Annotated in this window: 18 protein-coding genes; 4 read left to right on the forward strand and 14 right to left on the reverse strand. The window is 73.1% G+C overall.

Annotated features, from left to right (window positions below):
* The first annotated feature begins 56 nt into the window (after window positions 1-56).
* Entirely contained in the window at window positions 57-3,260 is a 3,204-nt protein-coding gene (locus tag AQI70_RS29965) for a family 78 glycoside hydrolase catalytic domain (protein ID WP_062155571.1), read from the forward strand.
* Window positions 3,261-3,265: 5 nt separating this feature from the next.
* Here AQI70_RS29965 and AQI70_RS29970 read toward each other — a convergent pair whose 3' ends face one another.
* Window positions 3,266-4,708 (reverse strand): cytochrome P450, encoded by a 1,443-nt coding sequence (locus AQI70_RS29970; RefSeq protein ID WP_062155573.1) that lies wholly within the window; start codon window positions 4,706-4,708, stop codon window positions 3,266-3,268.
* Window positions 4,709-4,821: 113 nt separating this feature from the next.
* Window positions 4,822-6,219 (reverse strand): FAD-binding oxidoreductase, encoded by a 1,398-nt coding sequence (locus tag AQI70_RS29975; RefSeq protein WP_208607470.1) that lies wholly within the window; start codon window positions 6,217-6,219, stop codon window positions 4,822-4,824.
* Between the two features lie 329 nt (window positions 6,220-6,548).
* On the opposite strand from AQI70_RS29975, the gene AQI70_RS29980 reads away from it, so the two are divergent.
* The 3 genes from AQI70_RS29980 to AQI70_RS29990 are packed head-to-tail and all read left to right on the forward strand — an operon-like array spanning window position 6,549 to window position 9,430.
* Complete coding sequence (locus tag AQI70_RS29980; RefSeq protein ID WP_208607471.1) at window positions 6,549-7,622, forward strand: FecCD family ABC transporter permease; 1,074 nt, start codon at window positions 6,549-6,551, stop codon at window positions 7,620-7,622.
* Window positions 7,623-7,624: 2 nt separating this feature from the next.
* Window positions 7,625-8,407, forward strand: a complete 783-nt coding sequence (locus tag AQI70_RS29985; RefSeq protein ID WP_062155577.1) for an ABC transporter ATP-binding protein — start codon at window positions 7,625-7,627, stop codon at window positions 8,405-8,407.
* A 15-nt stretch (window positions 8,408-8,422) separates the two neighbouring features.
* Entirely contained in the window at window positions 8,423-9,430 is a 1,008-nt protein-coding gene (locus tag AQI70_RS29990) for an ABC transporter substrate-binding protein (RefSeq protein WP_062155579.1), read from the forward strand.
* Here AQI70_RS29990 and AQI70_RS29995 read toward each other — a convergent pair.
* The 12 genes from AQI70_RS29995 to AQI70_RS30050 all read right to left on the reverse strand — a co-directional run bounded on the left by AQI70_RS29995 (window position 9,400) and on the right by AQI70_RS30050 (window position 21,909).
* Window positions 9,400-10,401: an L-tyrosine/L-tryptophan isonitrile synthase family protein gene (locus AQI70_RS29995; RefSeq protein ID WP_062155581.1), complete on the reverse strand. Its 1,002-nt coding sequence runs from the start codon at window positions 10,399-10,401 to the stop codon at window positions 9,400-9,402. The two genes, AQI70_RS29990 and AQI70_RS29995, sit on opposite strands and share 31 nt — an antisense overlap.
* 95 nt (window positions 10,402-10,496) lie before the next feature.
* Entirely contained in the window at window positions 10,497-11,759 is a 1,263-nt protein-coding gene (locus AQI70_RS30000; protein WP_062155583.1) for a cytochrome P450 family protein, read from the reverse strand.
* A gap of 11 nt (window positions 11,760-11,770) precedes the next feature.
* A complete protein-coding gene (gene asnB / locus AQI70_RS30005; RefSeq protein ID WP_062155585.1) occupies window positions 11,771-13,597 on the reverse strand; it encodes an asparagine synthase (glutamine-hydrolyzing) in 1,827 nt (608 codons plus the stop codon).
* Between the two features lie 114 nt (window positions 13,598-13,711).
* Complete coding sequence (locus tag AQI70_RS30010) at window positions 13,712-13,936, reverse strand: hypothetical protein (RefSeq protein ID WP_062155587.1); 225 nt, start codon at window positions 13,934-13,936, stop codon at window positions 13,712-13,714.
* Between the two features lie 19 nt (window positions 13,937-13,955).
* Window positions 13,956-14,810 carry an ABC transporter ATP-binding protein gene (locus AQI70_RS30015; protein WP_244181895.1) on the reverse strand — a complete coding sequence of 285 codons (855 nt, stop codon included), beginning with the start codon at window positions 14,808-14,810 and terminating at the stop codon, window positions 13,956-13,958.
* A 19-nt stretch (window positions 14,811-14,829) separates the two neighbouring features.
* Entirely contained in the window at window positions 14,830-15,897 is a 1,068-nt protein-coding gene (locus tag AQI70_RS30020) for a FecCD family ABC transporter permease (protein ID WP_062155589.1), read from the reverse strand.
* Between the two features lie 2 nt (window positions 15,898-15,899).
* Entirely contained in the window at window positions 15,900-16,958 is a 1,059-nt protein-coding gene (locus tag AQI70_RS30025) for an ABC transporter substrate-binding protein (RefSeq protein WP_062155591.1), read from the reverse strand.
* Between the two features lie 113 nt (window positions 16,959-17,071).
* On the reverse strand, window positions 17,072-17,764 hold the full coding sequence (locus AQI70_RS30030) for a sigma-70 family RNA polymerase sigma factor (protein ID WP_425264645.1): 693 nt from the start codon (window positions 17,762-17,764) through the stop codon (window positions 17,072-17,074).
* Window positions 17,765-18,023: 259 nt separating this feature from the next.
* Window positions 18,024-18,716, reverse strand: coding sequence for a hypothetical protein (locus AQI70_RS30035; RefSeq protein ID WP_079051544.1), 693 nt, complete (start codon window positions 18,714-18,716; stop codon window positions 18,024-18,026).
* A gap of 156 nt (window positions 18,717-18,872) precedes the next feature.
* Window positions 18,873-19,415, reverse strand: a complete 543-nt coding sequence (locus AQI70_RS30040; RefSeq protein WP_244181897.1) for a copper chaperone PCu(A)C — start codon at window positions 19,413-19,415, stop codon at window positions 18,873-18,875.
* The gene (locus tag AQI70_RS30045; RefSeq protein WP_062155595.1) at window positions 19,412-21,703 is read right to left on the reverse strand and encodes a heavy metal translocating P-type ATPase; all 2,292 of its coding nucleotides are present in this window, start codon (window positions 21,701-21,703) and stop codon (window positions 19,412-19,414) included. The genes AQI70_RS30040 and AQI70_RS30045 overlap by 4 nt, the downstream gene beginning before the upstream one ends.
* The gene (locus AQI70_RS30050; RefSeq protein WP_062155597.1) at window positions 21,703-21,909 is read right to left on the reverse strand and encodes a hypothetical protein; all 207 of its coding nucleotides are present in this window, start codon (window positions 21,907-21,909) and stop codon (window positions 21,703-21,705) included. The genes AQI70_RS30045 and AQI70_RS30050 overlap by 1 nt, the downstream gene beginning before the upstream one ends.
* Window positions 21,910-21,950 lie beyond the last annotated feature (41 nt).

A 21,950-nucleotide genomic window follows, 5' to 3' on the forward strand; every position in this document is an offset into this window, starting at 1 on the left:
GGAACCATAACCTCCGGGCAATCGGCTTGAAACCTTTCACGAACCGAGGGTGCACCATGTCCTGGGACTTGTCGCGGCGAAGACTTCTCCAGCTGGGCGGAGTCACGGCCGCCTCCGTCGTCCTGACCGGCCCCCGGGCCCTCGCCGCCGCCCAGCCGGCCGCCGCCCCCGCGGGGCAGCCGCCCGCGCCGAGCGGGATGCTGGCGGATCTGCTGCCGCAGGCGCTGGGCACGAGCGCCGGACAGCGCCCCCGGTTCAGCTGGCAGATGCCGGACTTCGGGGCCGGCACGGTCCAGCGGGCCTACCAGCTGCAGCTGGCCGCCACGCCGGGCGGCTTCGAGGCGGACCGGCTGGTCTGGGACTCCGGCCGGCAGGACTCCGCCGACTCCACCGCCGTACCGTACGGCGGGCCGCCCCTGGAGCCCCGTACCGCCTACTGGTGGCGGGTCCGCAGCTGGGGCGAGAAGCGGTCCGCCTGGTCGCGGCCCGTGCTGCTGGCCACCTCGGTCGAGGACGAGTGGGAGGCCGAGCCGATCTGGGTGCCGGCCGGACCGGTCATGACCGACGGCACCCTCAGCACCCGTCTGAAGATCACCAACGTGGCCGCGGGGCTGTGGTTCCGCGCCGCGAACACGGCCAACAACTACCTGTGGCAGCTGCGCGCCGGCAGCCCCGGAGTGCTGCGCAAGCACATCTGCGTGGGCGGCACCTACACGGTCCTCGGCGAGGTACGGCTGCCCTTCGCGGTCGCCACCGGCGAGTGGCTCGACTTCTCCGTCACCATGACCGGCGCCACCTTCACCACCACCGTGAACGGCACCGTCGTCGACACCACCACCGACACCCGCCACGCCTCCGGCAACATCGGTCTGCGCAACGGCCTGAGCGAGTCCCAGGTCTACGACCGGGTCACCTTCACAGCCGCCGACGGCACCGTCCTGCTCGACGACGACTTCGCCTCCGACAAGGGCACCTTCTCCGCCGGCACCGTCTCCGGCGGCACGCTCACCTTCCCCGCCGGCGCCTCCTCGCTCTCCTCCTACGGCGCCGACGACACCTGGGCACTGCTGCGGCACGAGTACGACACGGACGCGGGCAAGGACATGGCCGCGGCCGTCCTCTATGTGGCGGCCACCTCGCCCGATCCGGCCCGTCAGTACGTGGCCAAGGTCTGGAGCAACGGCACCGTGGTCGGCCACGCCTCCGTGCGCGCCGGTGCCGGGACCGCCTACCAGGCGTTCGACATCACGCCCACCCTGCGCGCAGGCGGCCGGAAGAACGCGCTGGCCGCGCTGTGCTGGACCACCTCGGAGCAGAAGTTCCTGGCCCAGCTGGAGATCACGTACGCGGACGGCAGCCGGGCCACCATCGCCTCCGGCGACCACTGGAAGGCGCGCCGCCAGGCAGGGCTGCTGCCCGCCAAGGGCAGCGCGGGCAGCAGCTACTTCACCGTCCCGCAGGAGTACTGGGACCTGCGCCGGGAGCCCGTCGGCTGGACGGAGCCGGGCTTCGACGACGACGGCTGGCACGCGGCGCGCGTCCGCCCCGCCGTCAGCGGGCTGACCCCGGCGCTGATCGAGCCGGTCCGGCTGCACGACGTCGCCCCCGCGTCCGTCACCGAGGTCGCCGACGGGCGCTGGCTGGTCGACCTCGGCCGGGAGATCGTCGGCGGGCTCGCCCTGGAGGTCACCGGCAGCGCGGGCGACACCGTCGAGGTGCGGCTCGGCGAGGAGCTGAACGCCGACGGGACCGTCCGCCACCAGTTGCGCGCCACCAACACCTACCGGGAGGTGTGGACCCTGCGCAACGGCGCTCAGCGCTTCGAGCACTGGGGCTACCGCGGCTTCCGCTGGGCCGAGCTGCGCACCTCCGTGGACCTGTCGAAGGCCGTCGTCACCGGCCGCGCCTGGCGGCTCGACTGGGACGACGCGCAGGCCTCCTTCCGCAGCTCCGACCCCGACCTCGACCGCGTCTGGGAGCTGTGCCGCTACTCCATCGAGGCCACCCGCGGCGACGTGTACGTGGACACCCCGACCCGTGAGCGCGGCCCGTACGAGGGCGACGCCCTGATCAACCAGCTGTCCGAGTACGGCGTCCAGCGCTCCTACGCCCTGGCCCGCTGGTCCAACGACTACCTGGTCCGCAAGGGCACCTGGCCCACCGAGTACCGGCTGATGTGCGCGATCTCCGCGTGGGAGGACTACCTCGCCACCGGCGACGACCGGCAGCTCGCCAAGGACTACGACCTGCTCGCCGCGAAGAACCTCACCGCCTACCTGGACGCCCAGGGACTGGTCCGCAAGGCACCCGGCAGCACCAGCCAGAACCTGGGTGACCTCGTCGACTGGCCGGCCGCCAGCCGCGACGGATACGTCTTCACCAACGTCAACACCGTCGTCAACGCCTTCCAGTACGCGGCGTTCGACGCGCTCGCCAAGTGCGCCGAGGCCCTGGGGAGATCGGAGGACGCCAAGGCCCTGCGGGGCCGCGCCGACACGCTGGCCGCGGCCATGCGCGGCACCCTGCTCGACGCCTCGGCCGGCCGGTTCCTCGACGGCGTGGGCACCAGCCACAGCGCCCAGCACGCCACCGCCTTCCCCGTCGCGCTCGGCGTCGCGGACGCCCTCGGCGACGAGGTCCGGGCCCGGCTCGGCGACACCCTCGCCGCGGGCGGCATGAAGGTGAGCGTGTACGGCGCGCAGTTCCTCCTCGACGCGCTCTTCCGCCTGGGCCGCGCGGACGCCGCGCTGGCCCTGCTCACGTCCTCGGCCACCAACTCCTGGCTGCACATGCTGGACGCGCTGAAGGCGACCGTCGTCACCGAGGCGTGGGACCCGTCCCTGAAGTCCAACATGACCTTCTCGCACGCCTGGGCCTCCGCCCCCGCGGGCGCGGTCGCCCGGCACATCCTCGGCGTGCAGGTCAGCAAGCCCGGCGCGGCGGAGTTCCTGATCCGCCCGAGGACGGGTCAGCTGGCGGCGGCAGAGGGCACGGTGCCCTCCCTGCGCGGGCCCGTGTCGGTGACCGTCCGCCGCTCCGGGGCCGCGCACACGGTACGGGTGGGCGTGCCGCCGAACTCCCGTGCCGTGCTGGAGGTGGAGATCGGGGACGCCGATCCGTCGGCGTACCGTGTGACGGCTACGGCGCCCGGCGGCCAAGGAAGCGTCGCGGTCAGGCCGTTCACCGATCTCACGGGCACGGTGCTGCGGATCGGTCCCGTCGGCTCGGGTACGGCCGAGGTCGAGCGCGTGTCCTCGTGACGAGGTCAGCGACCGGAGCGGATCAGGCCCGTCAGATAGCGCCACAGCGAGGAGCGCTGCCGGGCGGCCGGGGCGGGCAGCACCGCCTCGGCGTCCGGATCGGCGTCCGGATCGGCGGTCCGCGGTGCGGAGGCGGATGCCGGCGGCTGCTCGGCCGACTGCCGGGGCACCGGGGCGAGTTCGTACCGTACGGGCAGTGAGCGCAGACCGCGCATGAACGGCGAGGAGCGCCACGGCAGTTGGTCGGCCGGGAGGGCCAGATCGAGGTGGGAGAAGCGCTCGAACAGCCGGCCCACGCCGACCGCCGCGACCGTCGACGCGAGCTCGCGTGCCGGGCACTGGCGGCGGCCCGCGCCCCAGGACAGGTGTGCCCGGGTGCTGATCGTGCTGCCGGCCGCCACATGGTCGGCGAAGAGCGGGTCGGCGTGCGCGGCGGCGGAGGAGACCCACACCGGATCGCCCGCCCGGATCGTGTAGTTGCCGAGCGGAGTGTCCCTGGCGGCGAAGCGCGGCACGAAGTTCACCAGCGGCGGCTTGCGCATGACCACCCGGTTCATGGTCTCCCTGATCATCCCCGCGGACAGGCTGGCCCGCACGCCGCCGTCACCGTCGCCGGAGATGACCTCGACCACGGTGTTGGACATGAGGATGCCGACGTGGTCGGAGGTCATGCCGAGCAGCATGAACAGCTCACGGGCCAGTTCGTCGAGGGAGAGGCCGGGGTGCGCGGCCAGCAGGTGGGAGGGGAAGTCGTCGCCCGGCTTGTCGAGTTTCGCGGCCGCCAGTTCGGCGAGTGTCGCGAGCAGCCGTTCCAGGGCGGGCTCCGCGTCCGGACCCGCGTCCAGCACCCGCCACATGTCCATCAGCGCGTCGTCGCCCTGGGAGCCGGGGAAGCCGAGCAGATGGCTGGCCACCATCAGCGGCAGCGGACGGGAGAACTGCGCGGACAGGTCCGCGACGCCGGTGCCGCCGCCCTGCCCGATCAGAGTGATCAGTTCGTCGGCGTAGGCGGTGACGGCCGCCTTCAGCCGCTTGGCCTGGGGGTGGCCGGGGTCCTGGAAGGGTTTGAGCGCGGCGTCCCACGCCGTCCGCAACCGCCCGTATCCGGAACCGCCCTGGATGAGTACGTGGTTGACCTCCAGGGAGGGCCCGAGCGGCCAGTCGGCGGGCACTTCGCCCGCCGAGCGGGCCCGCCAGTTCTCCAGCCCCTTCGGCCAGGCGTCGTCGTCCTGGAGTACCTGCAGCGCCTCGCGGTAGCCGAGGACCAGCCAGGCGGGCACACCCAGCAGGTCGACCGGCGCGACGGCTCCGTGCCGCTGCCTCAGCCGCTCGTACACGAGCGAGGGGCGCGTCTCGTAGTCGCGGGTCAGCAGCGGTTCGGGGGCCGTGTCCGCCAGGCGGGTGCCGTCGACGCCCACGGATCCGCTCTCGCCCCACTGCGATTCCATCGCCCTGCCGCCCTCCCGTACTCCCCGCACCGGTGCACTACCAGTGAGTAGCCGACAACGCCGGTGACCCTACCCCAGGCGGCTTCGCGGGCTCACGACGGGTCCGGCGGACGTCAGGCGGTGCCCGGCGGGATGTTCTGGTTGGCGTGGAAGAAGTTGTACGGGTCGTAGGTGTGCTTGATCGCGGTCAGCCGGTCGTAGTGGCCGCGGTAGGTGGACCGCAGGCGGTCCCCGCTCTGCGCGTCGCCGATGAAGTTGACGTAGGAGCCGCCCATGGAGTGCGGGTGCAGGTCGCTCCAGTACTCGACGCACCACTGCCGGATCAGTTCGGCGTTGGCGGGGTCCGGGTCGACCCCGGCGATCACTCCGGACCAGATGGCGTCCCGGTAGGCCCAGGCCGTGTCGTCGGTGTCCACCTGATGGACCTCGCCGTCCACCGGATACAGATGCATCAGCGACAGCTCGGTGGGGATGTTCCCGCCGTGCTTGTGGTGCACTTCGACCGCGGCGTCGGAGATCGTGTCGAAGAAGTCGCCGCGCCAGTACCACTGCAGGCCCTTCGGGATCAGCGCGTCGAACATGCCCTGCAGGGCGGGGTAGGGCATGGGCGCCGTGAAGTGGAAGGCGGGCGGCGCCGGTTCGTTCACCGCCGTGAGCATCTGCCCCAGGCGGCCGGCCGCCAGGTCACCGGTGTGGCACCAGACGACACCGCACATCTTCTGCCCGTGGATCGGCTCGGGGAACGGCGGTCCGGGCGGGATGACGAACACGGCGAAGAAGCCGTTGAGGTCGTGCGGCGCGGCGGGCAGGAACTCCCGGTACCAGCGCAGCACTTGCGGCATGCGGTCGACCGGCCACACCGTCACCGCGACCCCGACCGAGCCCACCGGGTGCAGCCGGAACGTGAACGACGTGACCACGCCGAAGTTCCCGCCGCCGCCGCGCAGCGCCCAGAACAGGTCCGGGTGTTCCTCCCGTGACGCGGTGACGAACGTTCCGTCGGCGAGGACGACGTCGGCGGAGAGCAGGTTGTCGATCGTCAGGCCGTACCGCCGGCTCAGGTGACCGTGTCCGCCGCCGAGGGTGAGACCGCCGACGCCCGTGGTCGACACGACGCCGGACGGTACGCCCAGGCCGAACGTGTGGGTCGCGTGGTCCAGATCCCCCATCCGACAGCCGCCGCCCACCTGTGCGGTCCGCGTGCCCGGTTCCACCCGCACCCAGCGCATCGGCGACAGGTCGAGGACGAGCCCGTCGTCGACCAGGCACAGCCCGGGACCGCTGTGCCCGCCGCCGCGCACCGCGAGCTCCACCCCGGCGTCCTTGGCGAACGAGACCACCGTGCGTACGTCCGCCACGTCGGCGCACCGCGCGACGGCCGCGGGGCGCCGGTCGATCATGGCGTTGTAGATGCTGCGGGCCTCGTCGTAGCCGGGGTCCCGCGCGGTGATGACGGGTCCCCGCAGTGCCTCGCGCAGGCCCTCCAGGGCCGTTCCGTTGATGCCGCCCATGTCCGGACCCCTCTCCGGCAGGGCGGAGCGGCCCCGCCACCTCTCAGTCTTCACCCGGCCGTCGGCAGCCGCACGTCGGCGCGGAACGCCCGTCTGTTACGCTCCCCGGGCCTCCCGCGGGGGAAGTCCGGTGAGAGTCCGGCGCTGACCCGCAACGGTGTGCGTGGAGGACCTGTGGTCCGTCGCGCGAGCCCGATTGCCCGTGGTGGGTGCGACCCGTTGACTGCTCGCCGTGGACTGCGAGAGGGGACCGCGCGGCCGGCACGGTCGTACGGGCTGTCTCCCTGACCGATGTCCGCAGGCGGCCCCAGGCGAAGGACCGCCGTCCCGTGCACCGAAGTCCGACACCGCTACCGCGATCGGGTGCGTCACGCGTACCCGTGCCACCGCTCGTCCTCGGGCTGGCCCTGCTGCTGCTCGTCTCCGTCGTGTGCGGCGTGGGGCTGGGCGCCGCCGGGATCGGGTGGGCCGAAGTCCTCCGGCTGCTCAGGGCGGGGCTGACCGGCGGAACCATCGAGGCCGGGGACGTCTCCGCGTACGCCATCGTCTGGGAGATACGGCTGCCGCGCGTCGTGCTCGGCGCCGTCGTCGGGGCCGGGCTCGCGGCCGTCGGGGTGGCCGTGCAGGCGATGGTGCGCAACGCGCTCGCCGATCCGTTCGTGCTGGGCATCTCCTCGGGCGCCGCGGTGGGCGCCAACGCCGTGATCCTGCTGGGCGCGTTCGCCGGGCTGGGGGTGTGGGCGCTGTCCCTGTCGGCCTTCGGGTCGGCACTCGCGGCCATGGCCCTGGTGTACGCCGTGGCGCGGTCGCCGCACGGGCTCACCCCGCTGCGGCTGGTCCTGACCGGGACGGCCCTGGCGTACGGCTTCGAGGCCGTCACCACCGTCATGGTGTTCGGCGCGGCCCGCGGCGAGGCGGCCCGGTCGGCGATGATGTGGCTGCTGGGCAGCCTGGGCGGGGCGACCTGGGCCCAGGTGCCGCTCGCCGCGGTGACCGTGGCGGCCGGCTGGGCGTGGCTGCGGCTGCGGGCCGAGGCGCTCAACGCCCTCGCGATGGGGGACGAGACGTCGGCCGCGCTCGGCGTCCGACCGGCGCGGCTGCGCAGGGAGTTGTTCCTGGTCACCGCCGCCGTCACCGGGACGGTGGTCGCCGTCAGCGGAGCCATCGGGTTCGTCGGGCTGATGGTGCCGCATGTCGTACGCATGCTGGTCGGCGCCGATCACCGGAGGGTGCTGGCCGTGGCGCCGCTCGCCGGGGCCGTGCTGCTGGTGTGGGCGGACCTGCTCTCCCGGCTCCTCCTCACCCCCGCCGAACTGCCCGTCGGAGTGATCACCGCCGTCGTCGGCGTGCCCGCCTTCCTGCTGCTGATGCGGCGCGGCGGCTACGCGTTCGGAGGCCGGTGAGCATGCGACTCGACATCGAGGACGTCACGGTCGAGACCGCCGGGGCGCGGCTGGTCGAAGACATCCGACTCACCGCGGACAGCGGGCAGTTCGTCGGGCTGGTCGGCCCGAACGGCAGCGGCAAGTCCACGTTGCTGCGCTGTGTGTACCGGGCGCTGCGGCCGGCCGGGGGTGTGGTGCGGCTCGACGGGGACGACGTGCACGCCATGGCGCCGCGGGCCGCGGCCCGGGTGCTCGCCGCACTGCCGCAGGAGTCGTCGGCCGAGTTCGACTTCACGGTCGCCGAGGTCGTGGCCATGGGGCGGCTGCCGCACCGGGACCGTACGGCCGCGTCGGACAGGGAGATCTGCGCGGCGGCCATGAACCGCACCGGCGTCGCCCACCTCGCCGACCGCGGGTTCCTCGCGCTGTCGGGCGGCGAGAAGCAGCGTGTGCTCATCGCCCGTGCGCTCGCCCAGCAACCGAGGGTCCTCGTCCTGGACGAGCCGACCAACCACCTCGACATCGCCCACCAGTTGGACGTGCTGTCCCTGGTGCGGGCCGGCGGCCTGACCGTGCTGGCCGCTCTGCACGACCTCAACCTGGCCGCCGCGCACTGCGACGTGCTGTACGTCATCGCCGGCGGCCGGGCCGTCGCCTCGGGCGCCCCACACGACGTCCTGCAACCCGCCCTGCTGGCCGAGGTGTTCGGGGTCCGCGCGCATCCGGTACGGCATCCGGAGACCGGCGCCGTGCAGCTGCTCTTCGACCTTCTCCCGCCCAAGACGTTCCAGCCGACCACGTAAGGACCCCTAACCCCCATGCGCAAGCTCCTCGCCACCGCCCTCTGTCTCACGGCCACCGCCGCCCTCTCCGGCTGCGGCGCCACCGTGCAGCCGTCCGCCCAGACGGACGGGAACTCGGCGGTCACGCTCACCAACTGCGGCCGCAAGGTCACGTACGACAAGGTCCCCGAGCGCGTCGTCACCAATGACGTCGGCATCACCGAGCTGATGTTCGCCCTGGGTCTGGAGGACCGCATGGCCGGGTTCGCCATGCCCGACGACAAGGGCGATCTGACCGGCGTGCCGTGGAAGGACGGCTACGACAAGGTGAAGTGGCTGTCGAAGGACCAGCTCACCAAGGAGAACGCCCTCGACGCCGACGCCGATCTCGTCTTCGCCGGCTGGAACTACGGCTTCCGCGAGGACAGCGGCTTCACCCCCGAGGCGCTGAAGAAGCTCGGCATCGCCTCGTACGTCCTCACCGAGTCCTGCCGCAACGGCCGTACCGAGTCCGCACGCGGCATCATGCCGCCGCTGGACGCCCTGTACGCCGACCTCACCAACCTCGGGAAGCTGTTCGGCGTCGAGCAGCGGGCCGCCACGCTGATCGCCGGTTTCAGGAAGCAGATCGCCGAGGTGCGGGCGAAGGCACCCACGGGCGCCGACCGGCCGAAGGTGTTCCTGTACGACAGCGGGCAGGACCAGCCGTTCACCTCGGGCCGTTACGCCGCGCCCGAGCAGATCATCAGCGAGGCCGGCGGGACCAACGTCATGCACGACGTCCAGGACTCCTGGACCACCGTGGGCTGGGAGAGCGTCGTACGGCGGGACCCGGACGTCATCGTGATCTGCGACTACGGGGACGTGAGCGCCGAGCAGAAGAGGAAGTTCCTGCTCTCCTACGCGCCGCTGCGCGACGTCTCCGCCGTCCGGAACAAGCGGATCTTCGTCCTCGACTACGTCGACCTGGTCGAGAGCCCCCGCAACCCGTCGGCCGTCGCCCGGCTCGGCGCCTATCTGCGGACGGTGGCGAAGGAGCGGTGACCGTCGGCGGTTGACCGCTCGAAGTGGCTCGGTCTGCCGTCGCGGTGCACCAGGCGGCCGAGCCGCGCGGCCCGGGCACGGGGCATGAGGGTCCAGGTGCCGTCGGGCTCGCGCAGGGCCGCGGAGTGCCAGGGGGTGGTCCAGACGTCGGGGGCGTCGAGGAGACGGATGCCGAACTTGGCGGCACCGGCCGGGTGCGGGTGGATGGACAGCCGTACGGCGCTCGGGTGGTGGTCGGCGATCAGGGCGCCCCAGGCGCGGCTGCGCTGGATGACGCCGTACGCCCGCCCGCGGCACTGGCGTTGCAGGGCGGAGCGGGTGCCGGTGAACCCGGCGGTGTCCTCGACGAGGAAGCGCGTGATGCCCCGGTACAGGGCGAGAGCGGTCGCGTCGGTGCGGACCTCGGCGCGCAGGGCGTCCAGGGTGGGGGCGTAGCGGTCGTGGACGTGCGCGCGCCCGGCGTCGGGCGGGAGGTCGCCGAGGACGTCTCTCAGGTCGAAGACGGAGAGCCGGTGCAGGTCCGACTGCCGTATGAGCGCGCGCAGTTCGTCGGAGTAGGCGTCGATGCGGTCGTCGGGGACGCGGATCAGGTCGCCGAAGACATGGCCGTCGGAGCAGATGACGACCCGGGCGCCGGGCGGGTGGATCCTCTCGATCCTGGCGCACAGGGTGTCGAGGAAGGTGAGGGAGAGGCGTTCGCCCATGTCGGGGAGGTGGCCCAGGGTCTTGGCGGGGTTGGGTGACTTGCAGGGGAAGCCGGGCAGGGTGAAGACAATGGGGGCGCCCACACGGACGAAGTCGGTGATCCGGCGCAGCTGATGCGGGAACGCCTCGGCCGAGGCTGGGACGGGGACCGGGACGGGGACGGAGACGGGGGCCTCGTCGGTCGTGCGGTGGTGCGGCAGGAGCAGATTCAGGATCGCCGCGCCGGTGGTCTGGGGCAGGGTGTCCGGTGCGGTCGTCAGCGGCATGGCGTTTCTCCGGTGTGCGTGGGGGCAGGGCGGCCGGCGCCTCGGTGGGGCCAGGCGCTGTCGGTCAGGGGGCGGGGGCTGCTGGCGGGCCGGCCTCACAGCCGTCGGTCGTAGCCGACGGGCAGGTGGTCGGTGCCGCGGCCCAGGACGGCCGGGATCCACTGGATGTCCTCGTCCCGGACGGCGAGGTGCAGGCCGGGGAGCCGGGTCAGCAGGGTGCCCAACGCGATCTGCAGCTCGGCGCGGGCGAGGGCGGCGCCGGGGCAGAAGTGGATGCCGTGGCCGAAGGCGAGGTGGGGGTTGGGCGAGCGGTCCAGGTCGAGCATGTCGGGGTCGGCGAAGCGGCGCGGGTCGCGGTTGGCCGCGCACAGGGAGACGATCACGGAGTCACCGGCCGGGACCTCGGTGCCGTGCAGGTCGCTGTCCCGGTCGAAGAACCGCCAGGTGGTCAGCTCGAAGGCGCTGTCGTAGCGCAGGAGTTCCTCCACCGCGCGGGGCAGGAGGCCGAGGTCGGCGCGCAGCCGGGCGAGCTGGCCGGGGTGGCGGAACAGGGCGACCATGGCCGTCGTGAGCTGGTTCGTGACGGGCTCCTGCCCGGCGACCAGCAGCTGGAAGATCATCGAATCCAGCTCTTCCTGCGTCAGCTCCCGCCGGTCACGGGCCGCCACGAGATGGCTGAGCAGGTCGTCGTCCCGGTGCTCGCGTTTGTGGGCGACGACCTCGGCGATGTAGCTCTGCAGACCGTGCAGCCGGGCTTCGTACCGGGACCGCCCCGGGTCCGTCGGGCCGACCGGCTGGACGACCTTGCCCCAGTCGCGGTCGAAGCGCGCGGCCGACTCCCCCGGCAGCCCGATGACTTCGGCGAGGACCTGGAAGGGGAAGCGGGCGGCGAAGCCGGTGACCAGGTCGGCGGGGCCGGTCTCGGGGAGGGCGTCGACGAGGGCGTCGGCCAGCTCCTGGAAACGCGGCCGCAGTCGCTCGATCCGGCGCGGGGTGAAGGCGTCCGTCACGAAGCGCCGCATGCGGGTGTGCTTCGGCGGGTCCTGGTGGAGGAGGTGGACCTGGAGCTGGGAGTGCTGGGGTTCGGGCATGATCGAGGCGCGGGCGCGCCAGCGGTCGTTGCCCCGGTCGTGGCTCTTGCCGAGGCGGTCGTCGTTCAGCGCGGAGTGCGCGGCCTCGTAGCCGGTGACGAGCCACGCCTGGACTCCGCTGGGGAAGAGGACGCGGTGCACCGGGCCGGCCTCGCGCAGTCGCTCGTAGAGCGGATAGGGGTTGCTCTTGTACGGGCAGCCCATCAACGGGACGGGGTCGGTGGGCGACTCCGCGTCCACGGCCGGCCGGGGTTCCTGGGTGGTCATGCGTGGGGCTCCTAGAGGGCGAGCTCGGGCTGGTAGTGGTCCAGCCACAGGGCGAGGTCGACGACGCGTTCGAGGCGCAGGCGGTGGCCCCAACCCAGCTGCTCGGGCGGGGTGTCCAGGCAGGTTTTGACGCGGGTCTCGTCGGCCAGCGCCCGGACCCGCTCGACGGACAGCGCGTCGCGGGCCAGGTCCTGCAGGCCGCGGTTGTAGTCGGGGTGATGGGTGGCCGGGTAGTGGTTCTTGGGGCGCCGCAGGACCGCGTCGGGGGCCCATCCCTTTCCGGCGGCGCGCAGCAGGCTCTTCTCCCGGCCGTCGAAGCTCTTCAGCGCCCAGGGCACGTCGAAGGCGTACTGGACGAGCCGGTGGTCGCAGTAGGGCACCCGGACCTCCAGGCCCTGGGCCATGCTCAACCGGTCCTTGCGGTGCAGGAGTTGGCGCAGCCAGCGGGTCAGAGACAGATGCTGCATCTCGCGCTGTCGGTGCTCGGTCGGGGTCTCGCCGTCGAGGTGGGGTACGGCGGCCAGGGCACTGCGGTAGGTGTCCTCACGGAACTCGCCGATATTCAGGCCGAGTTCGGGGGCGAGCGGCATGGCGGCCTCGTCGCCGGTGACCAGCAGCCAGGGGAAGGTGCCGGCGGCCAGGGCCCCGGGGCTGTGGAACCAGGGGTAGCCGCCGAAGACCTCGTCGGCGGCCTCACCGGACAGGGCGACGGTGGAGTGCCGCCGTATCTCCCCGAACAGCAGGTACAGCGAGGTGTCCATGTCGCCGACGCCGATCGGCGAGTCGCGGGCCACGACCACGGCCTTGCGGTGCTCGGGGTCGAGCAGCGCCCGCGGGTCCAGTACGACCGTGCTGTGGTCGGTGCCGATGAACGCGCCCGCGTCGGCGGCGTACGGGGTGTCGTGGCCGGTGCGCAGGACGTCTCCGGTGAACCGCTCGGCCTGGTCGCTGTAGTCGACGGCGTAGGAGCGCAGGCGGGCGTCGGGGCCCTCGCGCAGGCGGAGCTGGTCGGCGAGCAGGGCGGTCAGGACGGTGGAGTCGATGCCTCCGGACAGCAGGCTGCACAGCGGGACGTCGGCCTCCGACTGGCCGCGGGCGGCCCGGCTGACCAGGGTGTGGATTCGGTCCACGGTCGCGTCCCGGTCGTCCTCGTGCGCACCGGCGGCCAGTTGCCAGTAGCGGCGTTCGCGGATGCCGTCCCGGTCGAGGACGAGCAGGCTTCCCGGCTCGACCTCCCGCACGCCGGACCACACCGTCGGCCCGGTGTTGAACAGCAGGCTGTACGCCTCCCGCAGCCCGTCCGCGTCCACCCGGGGCCGTATCTCCGGGTGCTCGAAGAGGGCCTTGGGCTCGGAGGCGAAGGCCAGGCCTCCGTCGACGGCGGCCCAGAAGAGCGGTTTGACGCCGAGCCGGTCACGGACGAGGAGCAGCCGCTCGGCGCGCTCGTCCCAGACGGCGAAGGCGAACATGCCGTCCAGGTGATCGGCGAGACCGTCACCCCACTCGGCGTAGGCGCGCAGCACGACCTCGGTGTCACTGCGGGTGCGGAACACGTGCCCCCGGCCCCTGAGTTCGGCGCGCAGCTCGTGGTGGTTGTAGACCTCACCGCTGTAACTGAGCACCGCCGTCGGTGTGTCGACCCGGTCGGTCATCGGCTGGACGCCGCCCGCGAGATCCGTGACCGCCAGCCGACGGTGGCCGATCGCGGCACGCTCACCGAGCCACACGCCGCCCGCGTCGGGGCCACGGGAGGCGAGGGTGGCGGTCATGGCCTCGATGACCGGTGTCCGGGTGCGGGCGGCGTGGTGGAAGGACGCCCAACCGGTGATTCCGCACATGCGGGTACGACTCCTCGGTCGCTGGTCAGTGGTCAGGTCGGGGGGCCACCGGGGGCTGAGTTCTCGGACTTGGCCGAGCAGGTGAGGAGTTCCGACTCAGCCCCCAGTAGGGCGTCAGGGCGTGAGGACGCCGTCCAACTTGCCGGACTTGGCATCCGCGACCAGCGACGAGAACTGGTCGACGCTCATCTGCACCCGCTGCCCGAAGTCGTCGGTGAGGACCACCCGGCGCTCGTCCGGGGCGGCCGGGTCGACGAACAGTTGCGGACAGCCGCAGTCGCAGTTGCCGCAGAAGGTCGCCACCGGGTCCAGGCCTTCCATGCCTGCGATGTCGATCATGATTCACAACCTCTCTCGATCATGGGCGTTCACCGGTGTGACCGCCCGGGACCAGCCCCGAGCACTGCTCGGGGGCCGACAGGGGGACATCCGGCCCGTCCGGCTCGGGGGCACGGTGGTCGAAGGCGATCAGCGGATCGCCGGTCAGGGGATGGTCCACGACGCACGCCCGGACGCCGAACACCTCCGCCAGCAGGGCGGGTCGCAGCACCTCGCGCGGCGGACCGGAGGCGACCACACGGCCGTCGTGCAGGACGTGCAGCCGGTCGCAGACGGAGGCCGCGGCGTTGAGGTCGTGCAGCGACACCAGGGTGGTACGGCGCTGCGCCCGGAGCAGGGCGAGCAGTTCGACCTGGTGCCGGATGTCGAGGTGGTTGGTGGGCTCGTCCAGGACGAGGACGTCCGGTTGCTGGGCGAAGGCGCGGGCCAGCAGGACGCGTTGGCGTTCGCCGCCGGACAGTTCGGTGAAGCGGCGCCCGGCGTGCCGCGCCATGCCGACGTCCGCCAGGGCGCGGGCGACGACGTCCCGGTCGGTGGCGTCCTCCCCGGCGAAGGCCCGCTTGTACGGCGTACGGCCCATGGCGACGACCTCGCGGACGGTCAGCTCGAAGTCGCCGCCCCGCTCCTGCGGGAGGGCGGCGACATGCCGGGCCGCCTCGGCGGGGCTCAGCCGGCGCAGATCGGTGCCGGACAGCAGGACCCGGCCGGCGGCCGGTCTCAGGTGCCGGTAGACGGTGCGCAGAAGCGTGGACTTGCCGCTGCCGTTCGGCCCGACGAGGCCGGTGATCTCGCCCTCGGCCGCGATCAGCCCGGCGCCCGCGACGACCGTACGGCCGGCGTAGGTGACGTGCAGGTCCTCGATGTCGATCCTCATGTCGCGCTCCCCCGGATCCTCAACTGCCGCTCCCCAGCCGCCGGTCCAGCAGATACAGCAGGGCCGGGGCCCCGATGAGCGCGGTGACCACGCCGACGGGCAGTTCCTGGGTGTCCATCGCGGTACGGCAGACGATGTCGACGACCACCAGCAGCAGCGCCCCGAACAGCGCGGAGACCGGCAGCAGACGCCGGTGGTCGCCGCCGACGACCAGACGGCAGACGTGCGGCACCATCAGCGCGACGAAGGCGATCGCGCCGGAGACGGCCACCAGGACACCGGTCAGCACGCTGGTCACGGTGAACAGTTCCCGGCGCAGACGGGTGACGTCGATGCCGAGCCCGGCCGCGGACTCGTCGCCCATCAGCAGGGCGTTCAGTCCCCGGGCGCGCGCCTGCAGGCACAGCCACCCGGCCGGTACCGCGACCGCCGGTACGGCCAGCAGTTCCCAGTTCGCGCCGCTGAGGCTGCCCATGAGCCAGAACAGCACGCTGCGGGTCTGCTGCTCGTCGCCGGCCCGGAGCACCAGGTAGCTGGTGAACCCGGACAGGAACTGCCCGATCGCCACCCCGGCCAGCACCAGCCGCAGCGGCGCGAATCCGCCGCCCCGCCGGGCCACGGTCCACACCAGCGCGAAGGTGGCCAGGGCTCCGGCGAAGGCCGCCCCGGACAGCCCGAGTCCGAGCGCCCCACCGGCCCCTAGCCCGAGCACGATCGCGGCGACCGCGCCCAGGGAGGCGCCGTTGGAGATGCCCAGGAGGTACGGGTCGGCCAGCGGATTGCGCACCAGTGCCTGGACCGCCGTACCGACGAGTCCGAGCCCGGCGCCGACGAGCGCGGCCAGCAGGGCGCGTGGCACGCGCAGTTGCCACACGATCAGGTCGTTCGTGCCGGGCCGCGGCGCCTCGCCGGCCAGCCGCCGCCCCACCACGCTCCACACGTCGCCGGCTGGGACGGACGTCGAGCCCCAGGCCACGGCGGCCGTCAGCGCGACGAGCAGCAGGACGCCCAGTACCGACGCCAGGGGCCCGGCGGGCAGCGTGCGTGCCCGCGGAGCCGCTTCGCTCCGCGACAGCAGGGAGGTCATGGTCAGCGGACCTTGCCGGGGTGCAGCGTCCTGGCGATCCGCTCGACCGTGTCGGCGTTCTCGACCCCGGCGATGGTGGTCCGCTCGGAGCCGATGCGCAGAAAGTGTCCCTCCTCGACCGCCTTCAGGCCCCTGGTCGCCGGGTTGGACCGCAGCCACTTCTCCGCCTCGTCGAACGCCTTCCTGTTCGCGGCCTCGCTGCCGCGCTCGCGCACACCCAGCTGGATCCAGTCCGGGTTCTTCGCGATCACGTCCTCCCAGCCGACCTGCTGGTAGTCGCCGTCGCAGTCGGCGAAGACGTTGCGGGCCCCGGCGAGGCCGATGACCGCGTTGGCGACCTGACGGTTGCAGACGGCCATGGGCTGCTTGGTCCCGGCGTCGTAGTCGAAGAAGAAGTACGTCGGCCGCTCGCTCTCGGGGATGCCGCCGACGGCCCGCTGTACGGCGTCCACCTTCTTCCTCATCCCGCCGACGAGTTCCTCGGCCTTCGCCCTCGTGCCCGTGACGGCGCCGAGCGAGAGGATGTCGTCCTCGACGGCGGACAGGTCGGTGACCGGTCTCTTGCTCATGGCGGCGCAGGCCGTGGACTTCAGGTAGATGTGCTTGATGGCCGCCGCCCTGACCTCCTCGGTCGGCGTGTCCCCCATGCCGCCGCCCATGTTCATCGAGGCGAAGGTGTCGATGTACAGGTCGGCGCCGGAACCGAGGAGCTTCTCCTTGGGGATCACGGTCTCGCCGAGGACCTTCACCCGCTGCGCCTGCGCGTCGAGTTCGGCCGGCAGCGTGCCCTTGCCGGGCGGGAAGCCGGTGCCGATCACCTTGTCCCCGGCACCCAGCCGGAGCAGGAGTTCCAGGCTGGAGGCGTTGCTGGTGACGATGTTCCGCGGGGGCGCGGTGAAGGTGGTCCTCGCGCCCGCGCAGTCGGTGACAGTGACCGGGTGACCGGCCGAGCCGCCCCTGGCGGCGGGGCTCGCCGCACCGCTGTCCGTGCTGCCGCAGCCCGCCGCCAGCAGGCCACCGAGCACCGCGGCCGTGGTGGCCCGCCCCGCACGAGAACGCATCGAAACTCCCCAAGATCCACTGGATGCACGGGCGGATCCCCACCGCCCGATCCAGTAGTCGGGGCGGACCCGGTGTCGGTTCCCGGCAGGGTGAACCGACACCGGGTTCCCGGTCAGGCGGCGACAGCGGCCGGTTCGGCCACGACCGCGGCCCCGGCCCCGATCTCGGCCCCGATCTCGGCCCCGATCTCGGCCTCGGTCAGCAGCTCGACGAGGGTCGCCCGGGCGCGGGCGACGCGTGAACGGACCGTACCGACGGGGCAGTCGCTCATCTCGGCCGCCTCCGCATAGGGCAGGCCCACCAGCTGGGTCAGGACGAACGCCTCGCGGCGCTCGTCGGGCAACGTCTCCAGCAGGTCGAGCAGGGCGATGCCGTCGTCGAAGCCGGGCAGGCCGGTCGGCTGGGCGCGCTCCGCCAGGAGCGTCCAGTCGTCGGTGTCGCACATCCGTGGCCGGGCCGCGGCGTACCGGTGACTGTCGATCACCGCGCGGCGGGCGATGGACAGCAGCCACGCGCGGGCCGAGGAGCGGCCCTCGAACCGGTGCAGGCTGCCGAGCGCCCGCAGGAACGTGTCCTGTGCCAGGTCGTCGGCGGCCTGCGGATCGGCGGAGAGATGCGCCACGTACCGCACGACGTCGCGATGCAGCGAGCGGACGAAACGGTCGGCGGCGTCCGGGTCACCGCCCCGCGCGGCGAGCGCCCACGCGGTCGTGGACTCGTCGCAGGAAGCCGTACGGGAGGTCTTGTCCGCCTTCGTGTCTCTCACGCCTGTCGGGCGTGAGGAGGGCAGGGCAGGAGTGATCACCTGAGTCCTTCTCGGGTAGTCCGGACTCCGGCACGGCGGAGGGCACGACGGCGGCACGACGGCGTCGCCGCCGGCCACCGGGGCACGCGAGACGTGCGGCACACCGTGCCGGAGGTGTCCGGGGTTGCGGGATACGGCCGTACGGCGGGTACGGCCGAGGCCCGAGGCACGGTCGGCGCCGTCGACTCACGACTCGACGCCCGTGCGGCCGCCGACGAGTCGGCGTCCGTGTCCGTACGGCCTCGGGGAACCGGCTGTCTCAGACGACAGCGGTGCCCGCCGGAGGCCCCCGAGAGGTGATGGTGTGAACGAGCGGCAGCAGCCGCGGCGCCCGGTCGGACCGGCCGCGACGCGGCCGGAGACGCGGGCGGTGCGGCGGTGCGGGCAGGGCGAGCGACAGCCGCAGCGGGGCGGCCAACCATCCGGCGACGGCCCGCAGGATGCGGAACGCGGCCCGCTCCCCGTGGCCCAGCCACAGGCCGCACAGCAGCGCGGCGAGGGTGTGGGCGGCGAACATGCCGTACGACGACGTGCCGGTCATGTCATGGCCCATCGTCATGTGGCCCACGCCCATGTGCCCGACGCTCATGTGCCCCATGCCCATGGAACCCAGGGCACCCATGTCCACGGCACCCATGGCATCCATGGAGCCGGTGTGGTGGGCCATGGAGCTCATGTCGTGGCCGGCGCGTGCCGAGGAGGACTGTGCGAGCTCGAAGGCGGCGTGCAGCCCGCCCTGGGCGACGACCACGACGGACACGACCAGCGGGAGTCCGCGCTCCCGGCCGGCCAGACACCAGCCGGCGCCGCCCGTCAGGACCGCGCCGGCCGCCATCGTCCACCACGCGACGGCCGCGCCCGACATCAGCACATGGCCGAGGGCGGCGAGCAGCACACAGACGACCGCGAACACCGCGGCCCGGATCGCGCGCACACACCACCCAACAGTCATGACGGCCCTCATCCTCGCATCCCGGGCCCGCTCGTCACGGCTGGGTACGCACAGCACCCCCGTCCCGCACTCAAGCCCAGCAGAGTGATACAGGACACACCGACACAGGGGAACCCGGCGCGCGTACCCACCGACAAGTGAGGTGTGGGGCCGCCCTCACGCGTGCTCGCCGGGGCGGACGACCACCGCCGGCACCTCGATCCGCCCTCCGTGCTCGAAGTGCAGCGTGAACGGTACGAGGTCGCCCGTCCGCCACCCCGGCTGCGCCCACAGTGTCACGTCCAGGCCGTACGGGGACATCGCGAGGCCGCCACCGGCCGGGACGCGGACCGAGTCGACCGGCTGCGCGTACGCCGCCCGGCCGCCGCTCATGCGGTGGCGGCTCAGCGTCGCGGCGCCGCCGCCCGCGGTCGACGTCACTTTCAGAAGCCGGTCGTCGGCGCCCCCGGAGTTGGTGATCCGGAAGAACGCGGCGGTGTCCCGGACGTCGCCGTAGGGCAGGAAGACCCGCCCGTCGGTGACCGCGATCCGCGCCGGGCTGCCCGCGGCCCCGGAGGTCACCCAGGTGGTCAGGACGCCGAGTGCGACGGCGCACGCGGCGACCGGTGCGAGCACGGCGAGCAGTCCGTCGGCGACTCGGCGGCCGGCGGGACGCCGGGGCCGGCGATCGCCCTCTCGCCGGGCCATGGGTACGGTCATCGGGTACGGCCCTCCTGGTCTCGGTGGGCGACGCCCTGACGGCCCCGGGCGGGCGCCGGCTGCCAGGCCCGCAGCCGCAGGCTGTTGCCCACCACGAGCAGGGAGCTCACCGACATGGCGACCGCCGCGACCATGGGGTTGAGCAGCCCGACCATGGCGAGCGGCACGGTCACCACGTTGTAGCCGAAGGCCCACAGCAGATTGACGCGGATCGTGCCCAGGGTGCGCCGGGCGAGCCGTACCGCGTCCGCCAGGGCCTCGATGTCGCCGCGCACCAGGGTGACGTCGGCGGCCCCGATCGCGACGTCCGTGCCGGTGCCCATGGCGATCCCGAGGTCGGCTCCGGCCAGCGCCGCCGCATCGTTGACGCCGTCGCCGACGACCGCGACCCGGCGGCCCCGCTCCCTCAGCCGCCGTACGAGGTCGCCCTTGTCCTCGGGTGTGCAGCGCGCGTGCACCTCCTCGATGCCGAGCGCAGCGGCGACCGCGCGGGCCGGCGCCTCGCGGTCCCCGGTGGCGAGCACAGGGTGCACGCCGAGGCGCCGCAGCCGGTCCACGGCCCGATAGCTGCCGGGGCGTACGACGTCCCCGATCCCGATCAGCGCCTCCGCCGCCCCGTCGACACGGACGAGGACCGGCGTATGGGCGGCAGCCTCCGCCGCCCGGAGCGCGTCCGCCAGTTCCGTGGGCAACTCACCCTCCGGAGCCAGGACTTCGACCAGCCTGCCCCCGACCCGGCCGCGCACACCCCGGCCCGCTTCCGCGTGGAAGTCACGCACTTCGGGCAACGGCCCCTGCCCGGACAGGGTCCGGCGGGCGTACGCGACGACCGCGCGGCCCAGCGGGTGCTCCGAGCCCTGCTCCACCGCCCCGGCCAGGCGCAGCACGGCTTCCGCGCCGAGCCCGCCGGGCACGGCCGTGACACGGGTGACGCTCATGTGCCCGGAGGTGAGCGTGCCGGTCTTGTCGAGGACGACCGTGTCGATGTGCTGGAGCCCCTCCAGGGCCTGTGGGCCCCGGACCAGGACGCCGAGCTGGGCGCCGCGCCCGGTGGCGGCCATCAGCGCCGTCGGGGTCGCCAGGCCCAGCGCGCAGGGGCACGCCACGACCAGTACGGCCACACACGCGGTGATCGCCGCCTGCGGATCCGCCCCGGCGCCGAGCCAGAACCCGAGCACGGTGACGGCCAGCGCCAGCACCACGGGCACGAACACCCCGGCCACGGCGTCGGCCAGCCGCTGCGCCCGCGCCTTCCCGGCCTGGGCCTCCGTCACCAGCCGTGTGATCCGCGCGAGCTGCGTGTCCGCGCCCACGGCCGTGGCCCGGACGAGCAGCAGCCCGCCCGCGTTGACGGCACCGCCCACCACCGCCGAGCCCGGCCCGGCCTCGACGGGCTCGCTCTCCCCGGTGACCAGCGACAGGTCCACGGCGGAGTTGCCCTCCACCACCTCGCCGTCGGTGGCGATGCGCTCGCCGGGCCGCACGACGAAGACCCGGCCGACCGTCAACTCCTCGACGGGGACAAGGCGTTCGGTGCCGCCGTCGCGTACCGACACTTCCCTGACGGCCAGCCGCGCCAGCGAGCGCAGCGCAGCGCCGGTGCCGCGGCGCGCCCGGGCCTCCAGGAACCGGCCGGCCAGCACGAACAGCGGGACGCCGACGGCCGCTTCGAGGTACAGGTGCGCGACACCGTCCGGGGCGGAGGGCAGCAGGCTGAACGGCATCCGCATCCCGGGCGCGCCCGCGCCGCCCAGGAACAGCGCGTACGCCGACCAGGAGAACGACGCCACCACGCCCAGGGACACCAGGGTGTCCATGGTCGCCGTCGAGTGCCGCAGCCCGCGCAGGGCCCGCAGATGGAACGGCCGCGCGCTCCACACGGCGACCGGCGCGGCCAGCACGAAGCAGAGCCACTGCCAGTTGCGGAACTGCCAGGCGGGCACCATGGACAGCACGAGCACCGGCACCGCGAGCAGCGCGGTGACCAGCAGCCGGTCCCGCTCCCGCCGGACGCCCTCGGACCCCTCCTCGGCCGGGCGCTCCCGCTTCCTGGGCGGCGCGGGCAGCGCGGCCGTGTATCCGGCCTGTTCCACCGTCGCCACGAGTTCCTCCGGGCGGAGGTCCGGCGGATGGCTGACCCGGGCGCGTCCGGTGGCCAGATTGACCGTGGCGGTCACGCCCTCCAGCCTGGCGAGTTTCTTCTCCACCCGGCGGACACAGGCCGCGCAGGTCATCCCGCCGACGGTCAGGTCGGTGACGGTCACCGGGGGTGCCGGTTCGATGGCCATCAGCCGCCGCTCCCGTGCCGCATGTCCATGTCCCGCATGTCCCCTGTGTCCCTGCCGCCGCCGTCGCCGCCGCTCGTCGTCGGGCGGTGCATGCCGGGCGCGACGGGACCGGCGGCGGCTCCGACGGCGTACGACACCGTGAAGATCAGGGCGAGCAGCAGCAGGAACCCGCAGAGGGCGGGCGGCACGAGTGGGGGTTCTTTCATCAACGGCCTCCTGACGCATGTACCGCTACAGGAGTCGGGCG

The sequence above is a fragment of the Streptomyces curacoi genome (genome assembly GCF_001513975.1).
Taxonomy (GTDB): Bacteria; Actinomycetota; Actinomycetes; order Streptomycetales; family Streptomycetaceae; genus Streptomyces; species Streptomyces curacoi.

What these genes read in the sequence shown, in the direction of transcription:
- AQI70_RS29965 (WP_062155571.1), top strand. Translation starts at nt 57, where the DNA reads ATGTCCTGGGACTTGTCGCGGCGAAGACTTCTCCAGCTGGGCGGAGTC.
- AQI70_RS29970 (WP_062155573.1), bottom strand. Translation starts at nt 4,708, where the DNA reads ATGGAATCGCAGTGGGGCGAGAGCGGATCCGTGGGCGTCGACGGCACC.
- AQI70_RS29975 (WP_208607470.1), bottom strand. Translation starts at nt 6,219, where the DNA reads ATGGGCGGCATCAACGGAACGGCCCTGGAGGGCCTGCGCGAGGCACTG.
- AQI70_RS29985 (WP_062155577.1), top strand. Translation starts at nt 7,625, where the DNA reads ATGCGACTCGACATCGAGGACGTCACGGTCGAGACCGCCGGGGCGCGG.
- AQI70_RS29990 (WP_062155579.1), top strand. Translation starts at nt 8,423, where the DNA reads ATGCGCAAGCTCCTCGCCACCGCCCTCTGTCTCACGGCCACCGCCGCC.
- AQI70_RS29995 (WP_062155581.1), bottom strand. Translation starts at nt 10,401, where the DNA reads ATGCCGCTGACGACCGCACCGGACACCCTGCCCCAGACCACCGGCGCG.
- AQI70_RS30000 (WP_062155583.1), bottom strand. Translation starts at nt 11,759, where the DNA reads ATGACCACCCAGGAACCCCGGCCGGCCGTGGACGCGGAGTCGCCCACC.
- asnB (WP_062155585.1), bottom strand. Translation starts at nt 13,597, where the DNA reads ATGTGCGGAATCACCGGTTGGGCGTCCTTCCACCACGCCGCCCGCACC.
- AQI70_RS30010 (WP_062155587.1), bottom strand. Translation starts at nt 13,936, where the DNA reads ATGATCGACATCGCAGGCATGGAAGGCCTGGACCCGGTGGCGACCTTC.
- AQI70_RS30015 (WP_244181895.1), bottom strand. Translation starts at nt 14,810, where the DNA reads ATGAGGATCGACATCGAGGACCTGCACGTCACCTACGCCGGCCGTACG.
- AQI70_RS30020 (WP_062155589.1), bottom strand. Translation starts at nt 15,897, where the DNA reads ATGACCTCCCTGCTGTCGCGGAGCGAAGCGGCTCCGCGGGCACGCACG.
- AQI70_RS30025 (WP_062155591.1), bottom strand. Translation starts at nt 16,958, where the DNA reads ATGCGTTCTCGTGCGGGGCGGGCCACCACGGCCGCGGTGCTCGGTGGC.
- AQI70_RS30035 (WP_079051544.1), bottom strand. Translation starts at nt 18,716, where the DNA reads ATGACTGTTGGGTGGTGTGTGCGCGCGATCCGGGCCGCGGTGTTCGCG.
- AQI70_RS30040 (WP_244181897.1), bottom strand. Translation starts at nt 19,415, where the DNA reads ATGACCGTACCCATGGCCCGGCGAGAGGGCGATCGCCGGCCCCGGCGT.
- AQI70_RS30045 (WP_062155595.1), bottom strand. Translation starts at nt 21,703, where the DNA reads ATGGCCATCGAACCGGCACCCCCGGTGACCGTCACCGACCTGACCGTC.
- AQI70_RS30050 (WP_062155597.1), bottom strand. Translation starts at nt 21,909, where the DNA reads ATGAAAGAACCCCCACTCGTGCCGCCCGCCCTCTGCGGGTTCCTGCTG.